Genomic DNA, 16606 nt, shown 5'->3' with positions numbered 1-16606 from the left:
ATTTCCTGAAAGATTTAATTCTTGTTTTTTCTGAAGGAAATCGAACCATATTTTAATTAGTTAATATTCGGAGATTTGTTATGAAAATCAATGCAAAGGTTCAAAGAGGCTTTACGCTGATCGAATTGATGATTGTTGTTGCGATCATTGGTATTCTGGCTGCAGTTGCACTTCCGGCTTACAATGACTACACCACTCGTGCACAGGTTTCGGAGGCAATTGAACTGATGGGCGGATTAAAAGGTCCGTTGGCTGAATACGGTTACCAGAAGAATGTTTGGCCGACTAAATTAGTGCCAACTTCCGCTGCAGTTGCTCCGAATGCAACGGAATTGACCGCAACAACGATCGGTAAATATTCGAAATTGAAGGATACACTTGATGGTAGTTTTCCGATTGGAAAAATCACGGCAACCATGACGTCCGGTCAGGCAGATACTAAAACGATCTTCATGGAAACCGCAGACGGTGGAAATACATGGAGCTGCAATGGTGGTACGGTTGAACTGAAATTTCGCCCGGTTGCCTGCAAATAACTCCCGACTTTAGGAGGAAAATACCCCGCGCAGCGGGGTATTTTTATTTATTCTTAAATATTCCGGCAGAAAATCTGGTCTGAATCAGAGTGATACGGATTCCATGTTACTGCTGTCAGCCTCTGGCAATAAGTGACGTAGTGCCTCAGTGATAGATACTGACTGTCCTGTGCTGAGCCAGCACAAAGTGGGCGGACTTGTAGCTGGATTTAAGAGTCTGGACTGATTCAGTAAATTTCGCAGATGGCGGATAACCGCTTCCCCGGTGTCAATCAATGCCGGCGTATTGCCGGAGTGTTGTTGCCACAAATTGAGAATCTGATCAGCAACGAATGGATAGTGTGTGCAGCCGAGTACCAGACTATCGCAGCCCACGTCGAGCAGTGGTGCTAAATAATGCCGGACCATGTCTAGTGTCTGGGGTGATTGTAATTCCCCGTGCTCGATCCGATCTGCAAGTCCGGGACAGGCTTGCAAATGAAAATGTAAATCCGGTTTTGCAAGTTGTTTGCATAGCGCAGCAAACTTTTCACTGCGTAAGGTTGCGCTGGTTGCAAGTACGCCAATGTGACCATTATTTGTGGCGGCGATAGCCGGTTTTAAACCAGGTTCCAGCCCAATGACAATCTTATGCGGGAATTGGGAACGGATTGCATGAATCGCGGCTGCGGTAGCAGTGTTGCATGCAACAACCAGTGCTTTTGCTCCACGGGCAAACAGATACTCAGCAATTCTGATGCTGCGTGCTGCGAGCCATTCAGTATCACGATCACCGTACGGATTGTATGCGGAGTCTGCAAAATACAGTAAAGATTCCTGTGGCAATTGTTTGCGCAGATGGCGCACTACAGATAGGCCGCCAATGCCGGAATCAAAAATACCAACAGGCGCATCAGCTTGAAGTTGACTCATACGTTTTGAAATAAAAAACTCCGGCATGTATTGCATGCCGGAGCTGTCTGATCAGTAAAGATCAAATCAGTTCATTGGAATGATACCGATTTTAGCCTGCCATTCTTTCGGACCGGTCTGATGAACAGAAGTACCGGTAGAGTCTACTGCAACGGTTACTGGCATGTCCTGAACATCAAATTCATAGATTGCTTCCATGCCGAGATCTTCAAAGCCGACGACTTTGGCAGATTTGATCGCTTTCGAAACCAGATATGCTGCACCGCCAACTGCCATCAGATACGCAGATTTGTGTTTCTGAATTTGTTCAATCGCTGTCGGGCCGCGTTCTGCTTTACCGACCATCGCGATCAGGCCGGTTTGTTCCAGCATCATGCCAGTGAATTTGTCCATACGGGTGGCGGTTGTCGGGCCTGCAGGACCAACCACTTCATCACGCACAGGATCAACCGGGCCAACGTAATAAATAATGCGGTTAGTGAAGTCAACCGGCAGTTTTTCGCCTTTGGACAGCATGTCCTGAATGCGTTTGTGTGCAGCGTCACGGCCAGTCAGCATTTTACCGTTCAGCAGCAGGGTCTGACCCGGTTTCCAGGAAGCGACTTCTTCCTTGGTCAGTGTGTCCAGATTGACGCGTTGGGATTTTTCTGTATCCGGAGTCCAGTGTACTTCAGGCCAGTCAGACAGTTTTGGTGGTTCGATGTAAGAAGGGCCGGAACCATCCAGTACAAAGTGTGCATGGCGGGTTGCTGCGCAGTTCGGGATCATCGCAACCGGTTTGGATGCAGCGTGAGTCGGATACATATTGATCTTCACGTCCAGCACCGTGGTCAGGCCGCCCAGACCTTGTGCACCGATACCGAGTGCGTTGATTTTGTCGCACAGTTCGATACGCAGTTCTTCCAGTTTGTTTTGCGGGCCGCGCTGTTTCAGCTCGTACATGTCGATGTCGTCCATCAGGGACTCTTTTGCCATCAGCATTGCTTTTTCAGCGGTACCACCGATACCGATACCCAGCATGCCTGGCGGACACCAGCCAGCGCCCATCAGCGGTACAGTTTTCAGTACCCAGTCGACCAGCGAATCGGAAGGATTCAGCATCACGAATTTGGTTTTGTTTTCAGAGCCGCCGCCTTTGGCTGCCAGACTTACATCGATTGTGTTACCCGGAACCAGTTCCACATGCACCACAGCCGGTGTGTTGTCTTTGGTATTTTTGCGGTCAAACTGCGGGTCAGCTACGATGGAGGCGCGCAGTTTATTGTCGGCAAAGTTGTAAGCGCGGCGTACACCTTCGTTGACGGCGTCAACGATAGAGCCGGAAAAACCTTCCAGACGCACGCCCATACCCACTTTCATGAATACGTTGACGATGCCGGTATCCTGACAGATAGGGCGTTTGCCTTCTGCGCACATACGGGAGTTGGTCAGAATCTGCGCAATCGCGTCTTTTGCTGCAGGGCTTTGCTCTGCTTCATAGGCGCGTGCCAGATGGGCGATGTAGTCAGCCGGGTGATAGTAGCTGATGTATTGCAGCGCGGCTGCAACGGATTCAATCAGATCGTCTTGCTTAATGACTGTCATGATATGGCTCTTGGCTAAAAAAACTGGGTAATAAACAAAAAACGGGGTGATTGTACCCCGTTTTGATCAGTGCTCGTTTCCTGCGAGCTGAGTTTTTGTCACGATCTGGTCACAGTAGGCAATGGCCAGTGCGGAAAGTAAAAACGCCATGTGGATCACAGTTTGCGCAACCAGCACTTTCACATCATAGTTGGCTGCATTGATAAATGTTTTCAGCAAGTGAATCGATGAGATACCGATGATCGCCATTGCCAGTTTTACTTTCAGTACAGATGCATTCACGTGCGATAACCATTCCGGCTGATCCGGATGGCCTTCCAGTCCGAGTTTGGAAACAAAAGTTTCGTAGCCGCCGATGATGACCATGATCAGCAGGTTGGAAATCATCACCACGTCAATCAGTCCGAGCACCACCAGCATGATGGTGGTTTCATTCAGTTTGGACGGGCGATTGCCGCCGGTGGACACCGCATCCAGAATGTGTTCCAGTGCCGCCTGATTGCCCATTGCAGCACCGATCAGATCCGTCAGTTCTACCCAGAAGTGAAAGACGTACACACATTGCGCCAGTATCAGGCCCAGATACAGCGGTAATTGCAGCCAGCGGCTGAAGAAAATCAAACCGGATAACGGTGTCAGACGTTTTTTGGTCGCGTTGTCAGTCATAGGTGTATTGCCTTATCAGCATGAAATCAAAGCCGGTATTTTACATCCCCGATAATTTTGCGTGCAAAAAGCATGGCGTCCGTGCAGAAAATTGCATGGTATTACACTGGATTTTGACAGGTATTAATCTGGTAATGTAAAGTGGGTATGATTCAACGCAAACGCAGCGTAAGGGTTTCGTAAGACTGCGGCGTTAAGGTGATTGCATACGATCTGTGTTCAGGGGAAGTCTGGTATCGCCTGAACGATGAATAACTAACCGGAGACAAGCATGAGCGATCTGCAAAACACACAAGATGACGTAAAAGCTGAAAATCGTATTTTCCCGCCACCGGCAGAATTTGCAGCCAAAGCTGCAATCTCCGGAATGGATGCTTACCATGCTCTGTGCAAAGAAGCGGAGCAGGATTACGAAGGCTTCTGGGGACGTCTGGCGAAAGAAAATCTGACATGGCACAAACCATTTGAATCCGTGCTGAATGAATCCAATGTTCCGTTCTATCGCTGGTTTGAAGATGGTTTGCTGAACGCCTCTTACAACTGTCTTGATGTGAATCTGCAGAACGGCAATGCTGAAAAAGTAGCGCTGATTTTTGAAGCTGATGATGGCACTGTTACGAAGGTTACGTACCGTGAGTTGCATGCAAAGGTCTGTCAGTTTGCGAATGGTCTGAAATCACTGGGAATCGTTAAAGGTGATCGCGTCGTGATTTACATGCCGATGTCGGTGGAAGGCGTGGTGGCGATGCAGGCTTGTGCGCGTATCGGCGCAACCCATTCTGTTGTGTTCGGTGGTTTCTCTGCAAAGTCGCTGCAGGAACGTATTGTTGACGTTGGTGCGGTCGCTGTCATCACTGCTGACGAACAGGTACGCGGCGGCAAACACTTGCCGCTGAAATCCATCGTTGATGAAGCGATTGCGATGGGCGATTGCGAAAAAGTACGCAATGTTGTGATTTACCGTCGTACCGGCGGACAAATTGGTTTCACAGCAGGCCGTGATTTGTGGATGCATGAACTGGTAGCGAATCAGGCGGCTGATTGCGAACCTGAATGGGTGGATGCGGAACATCCGCTGTTCATTCTGTACACATCCGGCTCTACCGGAAAACCAAAAGGCGTGCAGCATTCCACCGGTGGTTATCTGCTGTGGGCAAAGCTCACGATGAAATGGACTTTCGATATCAAACCGGATGACGTGTTTTGGTGTACTGCTGATATCGGCTGGGTCACTGGTCACAGTTATATTGCGTATGGTCCGCTGGCGATGGGCGCAACCGAAATCGTATTTGAAGGTGTGCCGACCTATCCGAATGCCGGTCGCTTCTGGAGCATGATCGAGAAACATAAAGCGACAATCTTCTACACAGCACCAACCGCAATCCGTTCCCTGATCAAAGCTTCTGACGCTGATCCTGCCGTGCATCCGCTGAAATATGATATTTCCAGCCTGCGTTTGCTTGGTTCCGTTGGTGAGCCGATCAATCCTGAAGCGTGGATGTGGTATCACCGCAATGTGGGGCAGGAGCGCTGCCCTATCGTGGATACATTCTGGCAGACTGAAACCGGCGGCCATATGATGACGCCGCTGCCTGGCGCAACACCGCTGGTGCCGGGTTCCTGCACGCTGCCTTTACCGGGCATTATGGCTGCAATTGTCGATGAAACCGGTAACGATCTGCCGAACGGGCAGGGCGGCATTCTGGTTGTGAAACGTCCGTGGCCATCGATGATCCGTACGATCTGGGGCGATCCGGAACGCTTCAAGAAGAGCTATTTCCCGGAAGAGTTTGGCGGCAAACTGTATCTGGCTGGCGACGGCGCGATTCGCAATAAGGATACTGCATATTTCACGATTACCGGTCGTATTGATGACGTGCTGAACGTGTCCGGCCATCGCATGGGAACGATGGAAATTGAATCCGCGCTGGTGGCCAATCCGCTGGTGGCAGAAGCTGCTGTGGTTGGTAAACCGGATGACACAACCGGTGAGGCGATCTGTGCTTTCGTGGTGCTGAAAGGTGCACGTCCGACCGGGGATGAAGCCAAGAAAATCGCAACGGAATTGCGTAACTGGGTGGCGAAAGAAATCGGCCCGATTGCAAAACCGAAAGAAATCCGTTTTGGCGACAACTTGCCGAAAACCCGTTCCGGCAAAATTATGCGCCGTTTGCTGCGCGTGCTGGCGAAGGGTGAAGCAATTACGCAGGATGTGTCCACACTGGAAAATCCTGCCATTCTGGAGCAACTCAAACAGGCACAATAAACCTGTCTGTCAGTTTCTGTGTAAGTGCATTACCTCCGACTTGGCTCCGGCAACTGCCGGAGCTTTTTTTATCTGCAAATCAGCGGTGATTACGGGCCATCATCATGATGCGCTCAAATAAATGCACATCCTGTTCATTTTTCAGTAAAGCACCGTGCAGCGGTGGAATCAGGTTTTGTCTGTCCTGATTTTTCAGTGCTTCCGGCGGAATGTCTTCTGCCATCAGTAATTTCAGCCAGTCGATCAGTTCAGAAGTAGAAGGTTTCTTTTTCAGTCCGGCGACATTGCGCACCTCATAAAAGGTTTCCAGTGCCTGTGCCAGCAAGTCCGCCTTCAGCGTGGGGAAGTGAACCTTCACGATATCTTCCATCGTTGGTTTATCCGGGAAGCAGATGTAGTGGAAGAAACAGCGGCGCAGGAAAGCGTCCGGCAATTCTTTTTCATTATTAGACGTGATGATGACCAGCGGACGGTGCTTGGCTCTGACCATTTCACGGGTTTCATAGACATAAAACTCCATACGGTCGAGTTCGCGCAGCAAGTCGTTCGGAAATTCCAGATCTGCTTTGTCGATTTCGTCGATCAGCAACACGACAGGCTCATCGGCGGTGAACGCCTGCCACAACACGCCTTTCACGATGTAGTTCTGAATATCTTTGACGCGCTCATCACCCAGTTGCGAATCGCGCAGACGCGAAACGGCATCGTATTCATACAAGCCCTGTTGCGCTTTGGTGGTGGATTTGATGTGCCACTGAAGCAGAGGCATATTGAGTGCTGCAGCAACTTCTTCCGCCAGTAGGGTTTTGCCGGTACCCGGTTCGCCTTTAATCAGCAAGGGACGCTGCAGGCGTAAAGCAGCATTGACTGCCAGTTTCAGATCGGCGGTGGCAACATATCGCTCACTGCCTTCAAAGCGTGGTGCGGCTGGGGACTGTGACATGGAAAATCCTGAGAAGAAATCGGTTACTGAGGCGCTGAGTATACGTCAGAACGCTTTGAAGTTTTTGGAGGCTGGCCTTTAGTCCGCGGGAATTGAAACCGGGAAGTGCGTGTTTTTTGTGCAAATGCAGCATCGAATGTTGTTGGGTTTATGGCGGAAAAGCAATAAAGCTGCACGGGTTTTGTTCTGGATCATATTAGAATTATGAGCAGTATCAAGATGTTGTGACGACGTTTTCCGATTCCAATTTTTGATGACTCCTATGAAAAAACTGTTTGCATTACTCGCATTGGCGGGATTGGCTCACGGAGCACAGGCGGCAGAAGTGGTAGGTAAGGCGAAAGACGCTGCTGACAAGAAAATCGCGATGTGCATTGGCTGTCATGCGATTCCCGGCTACAAAGCCAGTTTCCCTGAAGTCTTTCAGGTTCCGATGATAGGCGGGCAGTCCGCGAAATACATCGAGGCGGCACTGAAGGCGTATCAGAAAGGTGAGCGCAAAAACCCGACGATGCGCGGCATTGCCGGTAGCCTGACAGAGCAGGATATCGCCGATCTGGCGGCCTATTACTCACAGCAGAAATAAGCGAAGCGGAGAAAACGATGAAGCGATTCCTGAGCATAACGGCTGCTGGCTTATTGCTGGTCAGCCAATCCGTACTGGCGGGTGGAAATGTGGAGGCGGGGAAGGTTGCTGCAGAAAAATTCAATTGCGCATCCTGTCACGGCAAAGATTTTCAAAGTCCGATTGATCCGGCTTATCCTAAGCTGGCCGGACAACATCAGGACTATCTGGTGCAGGCGCTGAAAGCTTATCAGCGCGGTGATAAAGGCCCGAACGGGCGGGCCAATGCCATCATGGGCGGGCAGGCCAAAGCACTGAGTGCAGCCGATATTGAAAACATTGCAGCGTATCTGCATTCGCTGCCCGGTACGCTGGTGGTACAGAAGTAAGCATCTTCAGGCGGCGGGTTAAGTTCCGGCGGAATTTAACCCCGCGCGCGTCTTGCCAGATCATCCATGTAGGCTTGTCCGTCCGGCGGCAGACCGGATCGTTGCGACGTCCAGATCATTTGTCCCAGCGCTTCCATCATTTCATGGTGCGCATCATGCTCATTGCCGAAGCGGTTTGCCAGTGCAAAAAAAGCTGCTTTGACGCCGCGCGGCTGATCAATAGAAATCTGTTCACTGATCGATAAATGCATCGATAAATGCAGAAACGGGTTGGTTTTGCCTTGATCAACCGCGTAATTGGCTTCCAGTGCACGCTCGGTGTCGGCCAGATCATCATGGTATTCCGGATGCTGACCGATCCAGTCGGCGGCGATGGTTTCGAGTGGCGTCAGAATGCCGTTTTCACGCATTTTCTGAAATGTTTCACAAAAAAAGCGGCGCACATCCTGCTGGCTGGGGTTAAACATTGCTGAATTCCGGCGAACTGTAAAAAGCGGCTATTGTAGGGGCTTTTCGGCAGACTGTCCTGAAAGCGGCAGAATTCGGTATAGTTCTGCTGTTTCTTAAAAGGAGAGAATGATGTTAAGTCAGGAAGCACTGAATACCTTGTTCAATGATGCACGCACGCATAACCGCTGGCTGGAAAAACCGGTGTCGGATGCGTTGCTCAAACAGGTCTATGACCTGATGAAATGGGCGCCAACCTCCGCCAATGCGTCTCCGGCACGCATCGTCTTTGTCCGTTCTGTCGAGCAGAAAGAAAAACTGCTGGCATGCATGTCCGAAGGGAATCTGGAGAAAACCAAAACTGCACCGGTGACTGCGATTATCGGCATGGACATGGAATTCTTTGAAAAACTGCCGCAACTGTTTCCGCACGCTGATGCACGTTCATGGTTTGCCGGCAATCAGCCTGTGATTGATGCCACCGCCTTCCGTAACAGCTCGCTGCAAGGTGCTTACCTGATGCTGGCAGCCCGCGCTGTTGGTCTGGATTGCGGCCCGATGTCCGGTTTTGATGCCGATAAGCTGAATGCAGCCTTCTTCGGCGGTACTTCCGTCAAAGTGAATTTTGTCTGCAATCTGGGTTATGGCGATATCGCCGGCGTCCATCCGCGCCTGCCACGCCTGAGTTTCGATGAGGCTTGCCAGATTGTGTAACTCTTACCGGAACCGGCTGCGCTGAGTAGCGCAATTCAGGCTTCCGGCTGTGATGAAGTGAATGAACGGAGAAAAGTTTGCTGTCCGCAGCAGGTTTTCTCCGTTTTTCTTTGGTCGCAGAACTTGCCTCCGTGGCGGATGATGAGCTGGTTTATGTGCAGATATCGTCATCTGCTGTTTTCGGAAGCCCGGACTTTCTGCCGACGACCGCCGGGTTGCTGTGCCAAAGTCCGCATTTGAGGCATTTCAGGCCGATTTGGCCTGCTCTGCGGCAAATAAAAAAAAGCGCCATATTCGTTCATGAGAATACGGCGCAGTGCTTTGATGACAGACTGTGTTTTTCAGCGCTTACACGCCGTCCGGAACCGGTGTTTTGGGCTTGAAATCGCAGAGATCAGCGATCATGCAATTCCAGCATTTGGGCTTGCGTGCAATACAGGTGTAGCGACCGTGCAGAATTAGCCAGTGATGCGCATCCAGTTTGAATTCCGGTGGCACAAACTTCAGCAGTTTTTCTTCGACGATATCCACGTTTTTGCCCGGTGCCAGACCGGTACGGTTGGAGACACGGAAAATATGCGTATCAACCGCAATCGTAGGTTCGCCAAATGCGGTATTCATCACCACATTTGCGGTTTTACGGCCCACCCCAGGCAGGGCTTCCAGCGCTTCGCGTGATTTCGGCACTTCGCCACCGTGCTGTTCCAGCAGAATCTGGCAGGTTGCGATCACATTCTTCGCCTTGGTTTTGTACAAACCAATGGTTTGGATATACGGCATCAGACTGTCAACACCCAGCGCCAGCAACGCTGCCGGTGTGTTTGCTACCGGATACAGCTTACGGGTAGCTTTGTTGACCGATACATCCGTGGCCTGTGCCGACAGCAAAACCGCAATCAGTAATTCAAACGGCGTGCTGTATTCCAGCTCCGTGGTCGGATGCGGGTTTTGCGCCTGCAGGCGTAAAAAGATCTCGCGACGTTTGGCGTTATTCATTGTTTTGGGCTTTTTGCTCGGCTTCCAGTTTTTTCAGGCGCGCGCGCTCAATCGCGGCTTCAATGATGGCTTTTTTGCGGGCTTTTTCGGCAGCTTCCGCATCGTTGTGGGTTGCTTCAGCATTTACGGCGGCCAGTTTTGCCACGGCTTTGGCAGCCAGACGCGCATCGTTCTCTTCTTTTTCTCGGACTAAGCGGATTTTACGGCGGTCAAATGCCAGTCGTGAAGTTTCCGCCTGTGCCTGACTCCATGCAGACCATCCGGTATTACCCGGTGTGACACTTTCCAGATCAATACAATCGACCGGGCAGGGGGGGATGCATAATTCGCAGCCGGTACACAAATCCGGCACGATGCTGTGCATTTGCTTACCCGCGCCGACAATCGCATCGACCGGACAAGCCTGAATACACAAGGTGCAGCCTATGCAAAACTGTTCACGGATGATGGCAACCGGACGTTCGCGTTCTTCGCCATTCGCCGGGTTTAACGGGATTTCCGGTTTGCCGAGTAAGTGCGCGAGGCGACGTATGCCTTCGGCGCCGCCCGGCGGGCATTGATTGTACGATGCCTGATTGTCAGCGATGGCAACTGCGTAATCGTGGCAGGAAGGGTAGCCGCACTTGGTGCACTGGGTTTGCGGTAACAGAGCGTCAATCTGGCTGGCGGTGATGGTAGACACGGCAGTTCTTTATCTTGCAAAAACGGTGATTATCGCTGTAACGCTACGCGGTATCAACGAAAAAGCCACCATGACGGTGGCTTTTCAGTGCTTCAGGCTGATGATGGCGGAGATCAGCGGTGTTTCTGGATGAATTCGCCGATTTTCGGGCAAATCAGTTCGCGCCAGCGGCGACCGGAGAAAATACCATAGTGACCGCAACCCGGTGCCACGAAGTCTTGTTTCATGCTTGCAGGAATGTTGCTGCAGATATTGTGGGCCGCTTGTGTCTGACCAGGGCCGGAGATATCGTCCAGCTCACCTTCGATTGTGAACAGTGCCACAGTTTTAATATCCTGCGGACGAACCAGTTTACCCTCAACTTCCCAAGTGCCTTTCGGCAGGCGGAATTCCTGAAATACTGTTTTGATGGTTTCCAGATAATACTCTGCCGGTAAATCCAGTACGGCATTGTATTCATCATAAAACTTGCGGTGCTGCTCAGCAGATTCATCATCCCCTTTGATCAGGTTCTGATAATAATCCCAGTGACTTTGTGCATGACGGTCCGGATTCATCGCGACAAAGCCGGTGTGCTGCAAAAAGCCCGGATACACTTTGCGGCCATAGCCCGGATAGTTGGCGGGAACGCCGTAAATAACGGTGTTTTCAAACCATGAGAATTTTTTCTCAGTGGCCAGATTGTTGACCTGCGTAGGCGAGTTGCGCGGATCGATCGGGCCACCCATCATCGTCATCGATTTTGGAAGCTTAGGATCTTTCTCTGTCGCCATTAGTGAAATTGCCGCCAGTACCGGTACGGTTGGCTGGCAGACAGAAATTACGTGCACATCGGGGCCGAGCAGGCGGATAAAATCCTGCACATAGTAAATGTAGTCATGCAGATGGAACGGGCCTTCCGACAGCGGCACCATACGCGCATCTGTCCAGTCGGTGATATACACATCGTGCTGCGGCAGCAGGCCGCGCACCGTATCGCGCAGCAGTGTCGCGTGGTGGCCGGATAACGGAGCAACCAGTAAGACTTTGGGCTGATCGAGCTTTGCCAGCTCTTTATCATCAAGTACTTTTTTGAAATGCAGCAGCTTGCAGAAAGGCTTGATCACTTCCGTACGCTGTACGATTTCAACGACTTGCTTACCAATAGTTGTAGAAGTCAGGCCGAATTCCGGTTTTTCATAATCTTTGCCCAGGCGGAACATCAGTTCATAGCCAGCAGCAATACGCTGTGAGAAAGGTGTGTGTGCCAGCGGAGAAACAGGATTCGTGAACAATTTTGCTGAAGCTTCGGCCCATTGTGTCAATGGGTTCAGAAAAGCACGGTTCAATTCATGAAATTGGTAGAGCATGATGACTTCTTTCTGAAAAAGGTCGCAACTTGATCCAAGTATACCGACTTGTCCTGAGCGCTGTGCATCTGATGACGAAACACAGTTGGTTTTTTGCATTGCATCATAAATGAGTTTAGGAGAATTTGCGCTGTTGCGAAAAAGCGTTGTTAGTTTTCCTGCAAATTTATGTTAAATGCTTGGATAAAGTATAATTTTCTGCTGAATTGTCGGGTCTGCTGCCCCAAAAACCGTTAAAACCGGCGGGCAGGTACAGAAAGCTTGTTTTTCTGCTCATATGACTTGCGGTAAATGAATAAAAAAACGGGGATCAACGTGACTCAGACCGAACTCGATTGGCGTGAACAGTGTTTTGTTGCATTCGATTTAATGCGGGATTCCCCGCAAATGGGACGCCTGATCGCAGGTCGGTTGAAGTCAGATGCCGTCGCTTCCCGCCGACCAGTTCTGGGTACGCTGGCTGACCTGCTGTCTGCCTACGCGGACTTTTTTGAAGGCAAACTCAGTGCGGCAGAGCCGGAATTCGAACGCACTGCCATGATGTTTGAGCTGATTGGTGATTCTGAGGGGCTTGCATTTGCCTTACTCGGTACGGTTTCCGTCTGGTGGCGTCACGGCAAGGCTGAGCAGGCATATTCCCTGTGCCATGCCCGCATCCTGCAGTTGCTTCCTGCAAAAGATCACCGTTTATCTGTCCTGGTGTTTAACTTACTGGGTGCATTGTCGCAGGATCTCGGATATACAGAAGAGGCGATCCGGCATCTTTACAATGCACTCGGGCAGGCGCGTCGCCTGCACATCCCCAACCGCGCCTCGCAGATTCTCGCGAATCTCGGCGAAGTTTTATATATCAGTGGTAATGCGGAAGATGCTGAACCCTTGCTGGAAGAAGCACGTGAGATTGCCGTTGATTCAGATGAGCGCTGGCTGGCGCCGTTTATTTCCACCATGCTGGCGTTGTGTTATCTGGCGCGCGAAAAATATGATGATGCATATTCCTGCGTTGCTAATTACCTGGCCAAAGGTGCTGCGCATTACACAGATAAAGCCAGTAAGGCTTTTTTCTCAGCGGTTGCCTCTTACACGCTGGCGAAGCGTGGCCAGCTCAGTGAAGCCGAGCGTCTGTGCGAAGCTGCGCTGGAATTAATTGAAGACTCAGAAGATCGTCCTTTGCGTTCTTACGCATGGTGGGTCAGCGGTTATCTGCACCGTTGCCACCAGCGTTATCCGGAAGCGATACATGCGCTGAAGCATGCAATTGCTGTTGCCGGTGACAAGGGTTACATCTATACGCCGTTGCGTGCGATGGCAGAACTGATTGAAATTTACGGCGAAATCGGTCATTGGGAGCTGGGCTTTAAAGAGCAGCAGCGCTATCTCGAAATGTATGCACGAGCGCAAGGGCTGGCAACCCGCGTTCATGTGCAGACCTTGCATATCCGTCATGAATTGCAAGAAGCGGAGCTGGCGCGCCGTCTCGCGGAGGAGGCTGTTGTGCAGCGTAAAGCGCTGGATGATCAACTGCAGCGCATTCTGGCCGAGCGCGAAACGATCCTCGAAAACTCAATTGTCGGGATGCTGTTTCTGGATAATCACGGGCGCATTAAATGGGCCAATACCCCTTTGTGTCAGTTATTCGGGTTTGAACGCGATGTTGTTCTTGGTTCTTCGCTCGAGCAGTTCTATCCGTCGCGGGAAAATTTCCTGCAATGTGCTTCGGCGGTCAGTGCAGCGGTATGGCGCGGTGAATCGTTTGACAGTGAAATCCAGATGCGTCGTGCCGATGGCAGTCTTTTCTGGGTGCATTTTTCCGGCAGAGCGGTGGATCAGACCCGCCCGGCGCTGGGGACGGTCTGGGTGGTCATGGACATCACTCTGCGCCGCCAGCTGGAAATCAATCTCAGCGTTTCCGAGCAACGTTACAAGCAAGTCGTTGAAAATGCTTCCGAAGGTATTGTCGTTCTGCAGCACGGCAAGGCTGTTTTCTTCAATTCGCGTATTTGTCAGCTGTTTGGCCGGGACTCCGGCGCGCTACGGGGAAGTGTATTTTCAGCTTTGCTGAATGCGGACTGGCGTGCCGGTTTTGATGCACATGTCAGTCACTGCCTGGAAAACGGTGGGCACGCTGCAGATTTCAGCTGCAATTTATCGCACGCATCCGGCGAACTGGTGTGGATAGAAATGTCATCGGTGCTGATTGAATGGGATGGTGCACCGGCTAACTTGTCATTTATTTCCGATGTGACGCAGAAGAAACTGCTTGAGCAGCAACTGCGTGAAAGTATGGCAGAGCAGATGCGTCTGCAGACGCTGCAAATGGAAAATGATTTACGGGAGGCTGAGCGTGCCCGTATCCATGCCGAAGAAACAACAGCAGCCAAATCGATGTTTCTGGCTAACATGAGCCACGAAATACGCACGCCGATGAATGCAATTATCGGTATGGCGCATCTTGCGCTGCGAACCGGCCTGAACGAAAAACAACGTGACTACGTTGAAAAAATACATCGCGCTGGCGTATCTCTATTGGGCATCATTAACGATATTCTGGATTTTTCCAAAGTCGAGGCAGGCAAGCTCAGGATTGAACAAGTGGAGTTCGATCTGCACGAGGTATTTGAAAATATCAGCCTGATGACGGCTGACCGTGCATTTGAAAAGAAACTGGAATTTCTGATTCAGATTGACCCCGAAGTGCCATGGCGCCTGATGGGTGATGGGCTGCGCCTGAGTCAGGTTCTGATTAATCTGGTGAATAATGCGATTAAATTTACCGATCACGGACAGGTGACGCTGAGTTGTAAACTGGTACGTCGTGACAGTGCTCAGGCAACGTTGGGATTTACTGTTTCTGATACTGGTATTGGTATGTCCAGTGAACAGCAAAACCGGTTATTTCAGCCTTTCAGTCAGGCCGATGAATCTACAACCCGGCGCTTTGGTGGTACTGGGCTTGGTTTGTCCATTTCCCGCCGGGTGGTCGAGCTGATGGGGGGCTGCATTGAGCTCCAAAGCCAGGAGGGGGATGGTACAACTGTCAGCTGTGAAATCAGTTTTACATTGGCAGAAAAGTGGCAACCAATACAGGTGTTGCGCGATCAGCCTTTGAAGGCATTAATCGTAGATGATCATGCGCAAGCAGCAAGAGCACTGGTTGAGCTATTACGCTTCCAGGGAATCGATGCTGTTGTCGTCGATAAGTCGGTACGGGCAATCGATTTGATTTCCAGTGCAGATCAGAACGATGGTTTTGATCTGGTATTTAGCGATCTGATGATGCCGCAGCTGGACGGACTTGCACTGATTAATTTACTCAAAAATCTGAAAATACTGCGTAAGAAACCCAAATATATTCTGACTGGGATGCTTGCACGCGACGGTGCGAGGTCCGAATTGGATGCGCCGGATGCTTTTTTACGTAAACCGGTAACTTTGCACGCGTTGCAGCAGTGCCTGGCATCGATGATGCCGGAGTCAGAGGCCGGACTTTCAACGACGATGGCATTGAGTATTCCGCGTTTCTCCGGGCTCCGGGTGTTGCTGGTGGAAGATAATGAAGTGAATCAGCAAATTGCGAGAGAGTTATTAGAAGCGGCTGGTATTGAAGTCGATATTGCAGAAAACGGGCACCAGGCCTTATCCAAACTGGCCCCGGGTACAGCCAGTAATTACGGTATGGTATTGATGGATGTGCAGATGCCGGAACTCGACGGGCATGAAGCAACGATGCTGATTCGTAAGGACGGACGATACAGCCGACTGCCGATTATCGCGATGACCGCACATGCGATGCCGATAGAGCAGCAGCGCTGCATTGATTCCGGTATGGATGAGCATCTGGCCAAACCGGTTGAACCTGCATCGTTGTATGAAATTGTGGCGCGATATTGTCCGGAATTTTTGTGCGCTGAAAAAACGCTTACTGAACCCGTCCGTGCCGCTGAAATGAGGCACGTGCAGATTCCCGGTCTGATCGTTGCAGATGGTTTGCGCCGAACGATGGGAGATGTCCGATTGTATGCGGAGCTATTGCGCAGGTTCCAGAGTGACCAGTCGGATGCTGCGCAGACTGGTCGTCAAGCTTACATTGAGGGGCGTATGCAGGATGCGATCAGAATCATACATACGCTCAAAGGCGTGGCAGGATTAGTTGCTGCCAATTTGTTGCGCGATGCTGCTGAAGGTCTGGAAATGGCGCTGCGTGAGAAAAAAGCAGCGCGGGAAATTTTGCAGTTTTTTGATCAATGTGAACAGTTGTTGCAGCAAGCGTTGCAGGCAGCAGAGGAAGCTATGCGGAATTTACCTGTTCAGGATGCTAAAAAAAACCAGGAGCATACCGGACTGAATATGCAATTGATTCGGCAATGCTTAAATCAATTGCATCAGTCAGATGCGGACGCAATTGAGCTGATTGAAGAAAATGCTGATCAATTTTCTCAGATTTTTGGTGTTGAGCGCTATAAATCATTCAGTAGCGCAATTCGTGATTTTGATTTTCCGACGGCAGCCGGGCTCTTGCACGAACAGCTTTCCCGCGAAAATGCCTAGCGTGTGCGA

The 16606-nt window shown here is 50.8% G+C and carries 14 protein-coding genes; 6 read left to right on the top strand and 8 right to left on the bottom strand.

Annotated features, from left to right (window positions below; genetic code table 11):
* The first annotated feature begins 80 nt into the window (after nt 1-80).
* Nucleotides 81-536 (top strand): pilin, encoded by a 456-nt coding sequence (locus IE092_RS02375; RefSeq protein WP_308427097.1) that lies wholly within the window; start codon nt 81-83, stop codon nt 534-536.
* An 84-nt stretch (nt 537-620) separates the two neighbouring features.
* On the opposite strand, the gene murI is transcribed toward IE092_RS02375, so the two are convergent.
* From murI to IE092_RS02360, 3 genes are all read right to left on the bottom strand, one after another.
* On the bottom strand, nt 621-1484 hold the full coding sequence (gene murI, locus IE092_RS02370) for a glutamate racemase (RefSeq protein WP_229792987.1): 864 nt from the start codon (nt 1482-1484) through the stop codon (nt 621-623).
* A gap of 30 nt (nt 1485-1514) precedes the next feature.
* The gene (locus IE092_RS02365) at nt 1515-3032 is read right to left on the bottom strand and encodes a fumarate hydratase (RefSeq protein WP_189355388.1); all 1518 of its coding nucleotides are present in this window, start codon (nt 3030-3032) and stop codon (nt 1515-1517) included.
* 66 nt (nt 3033-3098) lie between these two features.
* Entirely contained in the window at nt 3099-3698 is a 600-nt protein-coding gene (locus IE092_RS02360; RefSeq protein WP_189355387.1) for a TIGR00645 family protein, read from the bottom strand.
* A 271-nt stretch (nt 3699-3969) separates the two neighbouring features.
* Between IE092_RS02360 and acs the strand changes: the two genes are divergently transcribed.
* A complete protein-coding gene (gene acs / locus IE092_RS02355; RefSeq protein ID WP_189355386.1) occupies nt 3970-5964 on the top strand; it encodes an acetate--CoA ligase in 1995 nt (664 codons plus the stop codon).
* Nucleotides 5965-6043: 79 nt separating this feature from the next.
* Here acs and IE092_RS02350 read toward each other — a convergent pair whose 3' ends face one another.
* Nucleotides 6044-6907 carry an AAA family ATPase gene (locus tag IE092_RS02350; RefSeq protein ID WP_189355385.1) on the bottom strand — a complete coding sequence of 288 codons (864 nt, stop codon included), beginning with the start codon at nt 6905-6907 and terminating at the stop codon, nt 6044-6046.
* A gap of 262 nt (nt 6908-7169) precedes the next feature.
* Here IE092_RS02350 and IE092_RS02345 point away from each other — a divergent pair, with 262 nt between their 5' ends.
* Nucleotides 7170-7493, top strand: a complete 324-nt coding sequence (locus IE092_RS02345; RefSeq protein WP_189355384.1) for a c-type cytochrome — start codon at nt 7170-7172, stop codon at nt 7491-7493.
* Nucleotides 7494-7510: 17 nt separating this feature from the next.
* Entirely contained in the window at nt 7511-7861 is a 351-nt protein-coding gene (locus IE092_RS02340) for a c-type cytochrome (RefSeq protein ID WP_189355383.1), read from the top strand.
* 35 nt (nt 7862-7896) lie between these two features.
* On the opposite strand, the gene IE092_RS02335 is transcribed toward IE092_RS02340, so the two are convergent.
* Nucleotides 7897-8328: a DUF1841 family protein gene (locus IE092_RS02335; RefSeq protein WP_189355382.1), complete on the bottom strand. Its 432-nt coding sequence runs from the start codon at nt 8326-8328 to the stop codon at nt 7897-7899.
* A 109-nt stretch (nt 8329-8437) separates the two neighbouring features.
* Here IE092_RS02335 and IE092_RS02330 point away from each other — a divergent pair, with 109 nt between their 5' ends.
* Nucleotides 8438-9022, top strand: coding sequence for a malonic semialdehyde reductase (locus IE092_RS02330; RefSeq protein ID WP_189355381.1), 585 nt, complete (start codon nt 8438-8440; stop codon nt 9020-9022).
* Between the two features lie 348 nt (nt 9023-9370).
* Here IE092_RS02330 and nth read toward each other — a convergent pair whose 3' ends face one another.
* The 3 genes from nth to IE092_RS02315 all read right to left on the bottom strand — a co-directional run bounded on the left by nth (nt 9371) and on the right by IE092_RS02315 (nt 12049).
* A complete protein-coding gene (nth, locus tag IE092_RS02325; protein ID WP_189355380.1) occupies nt 9371-10018 on the bottom strand; it encodes an endonuclease III in 648 nt (215 codons plus the stop codon).
* A complete protein-coding gene (gene rsxB / locus IE092_RS02320) occupies nt 10011-10700 on the bottom strand; it encodes an electron transport complex subunit RsxB (protein WP_189355379.1) in 690 nt (229 codons plus the stop codon). Before rsxB ends, nth begins: the two co-directional genes overlap by 8 nt.
* 113 nt (nt 10701-10813) lie before the next feature.
* On the bottom strand, nt 10814-12049 hold the full coding sequence (locus tag IE092_RS02315) for a polyhydroxyalkanoate depolymerase (RefSeq protein ID WP_189355378.1): 1236 nt from the start codon (nt 12047-12049) through the stop codon (nt 10814-10816).
* Nucleotides 12050-12340: 291 nt separating this feature from the next.
* On the opposite strand from IE092_RS02315, the gene IE092_RS02310 reads away from it, so the two are divergent.
* Nucleotides 12341-16597 carry a response regulator gene (locus IE092_RS02310; protein WP_229792986.1) on the top strand — a complete coding sequence of 1419 codons (4257 nt, stop codon included), beginning with the start codon at nt 12341-12343 and terminating at the stop codon, nt 16595-16597.
* The last annotated feature ends 9 nt before the right edge of the window (nt 16598-16606 follow it).

It is taken from the genome of Cognatundibacterium squillarum, assembly GCF_014652435.1.
Lineage (GTDB): Bacteria > Pseudomonadota > Gammaproteobacteria > Burkholderiales > Burkholderiaceae_D > Undibacterium > Undibacterium squillarum.
This window is presented reverse-complemented; position numbering and strand designations above follow the sequence as displayed.

Excerpts from the sequence above, each read along its gene's own strand:
- IE092_RS02330 (WP_189355381.1), top strand. The coding sequence starts at position 8,438 with ATGATGTTAAGTCAGGAAGCACTGAATACCTTGTTCAATGATGCACGC.
- IE092_RS02310 (WP_229792986.1), top strand. The coding sequence starts at position 12,341 with ATGAATAAAAAAACGGGGATCAACGTGACTCAGACCGAACTCGATTGG.
- IE092_RS02360 (WP_189355387.1), bottom strand. The coding sequence starts at position 3,698 with ATGACTGACAACGCGACCAAAAAACGTCTGACACCGTTATCCGGTTTG.
- IE092_RS02315 (WP_189355378.1), bottom strand. The coding sequence starts at position 12,049 with ATGCTCTACCAATTTCATGAATTGAACCGTGCTTTTCTGAACCCATTG.
- IE092_RS02340 (WP_189355383.1), top strand. The coding sequence starts at position 7,511 with ATGAAGCGATTCCTGAGCATAACGGCTGCTGGCTTATTGCTGGTCAGC.
- acs (WP_189355386.1), top strand. The coding sequence starts at position 3,970 with ATGAGCGATCTGCAAAACACACAAGATGACGTAAAAGCTGAAAATCGT.
- IE092_RS02350 (WP_189355385.1), bottom strand. The coding sequence starts at position 6,907 with ATGTCACAGTCCCCAGCCGCACCACGCTTTGAAGGCAGTGAGCGATAT.
- IE092_RS02365 (WP_189355388.1), bottom strand. The coding sequence starts at position 3,032 with ATGACAGTCATTAAGCAAGACGATCTGATTGAATCCGTTGCAGCCGCG.
- IE092_RS02375 (WP_308427097.1), top strand. The coding sequence starts at position 81 with ATGAAAATCAATGCAAAGGTTCAAAGAGGCTTTACGCTGATCGAATTG.
- nth (WP_189355380.1), bottom strand. The coding sequence starts at position 10,018 with ATGAATAACGCCAAACGTCGCGAGATCTTTTTACGCCTGCAGGCGCAA.
- IE092_RS02335 (WP_189355382.1), bottom strand. The coding sequence starts at position 8,328 with ATGTTTAACCCCAGCCAGCAGGATGTGCGCCGCTTTTTTTGTGAAACA.
- IE092_RS02345 (WP_189355384.1), top strand. The coding sequence starts at position 7,170 with ATGAAAAAACTGTTTGCATTACTCGCATTGGCGGGATTGGCTCACGGA.
- murI (WP_229792987.1), bottom strand. The coding sequence starts at position 1,484 with ATGCAATACATGCCGGAGTTTTTTATTTCAAAACGTATGAGTCAACTT.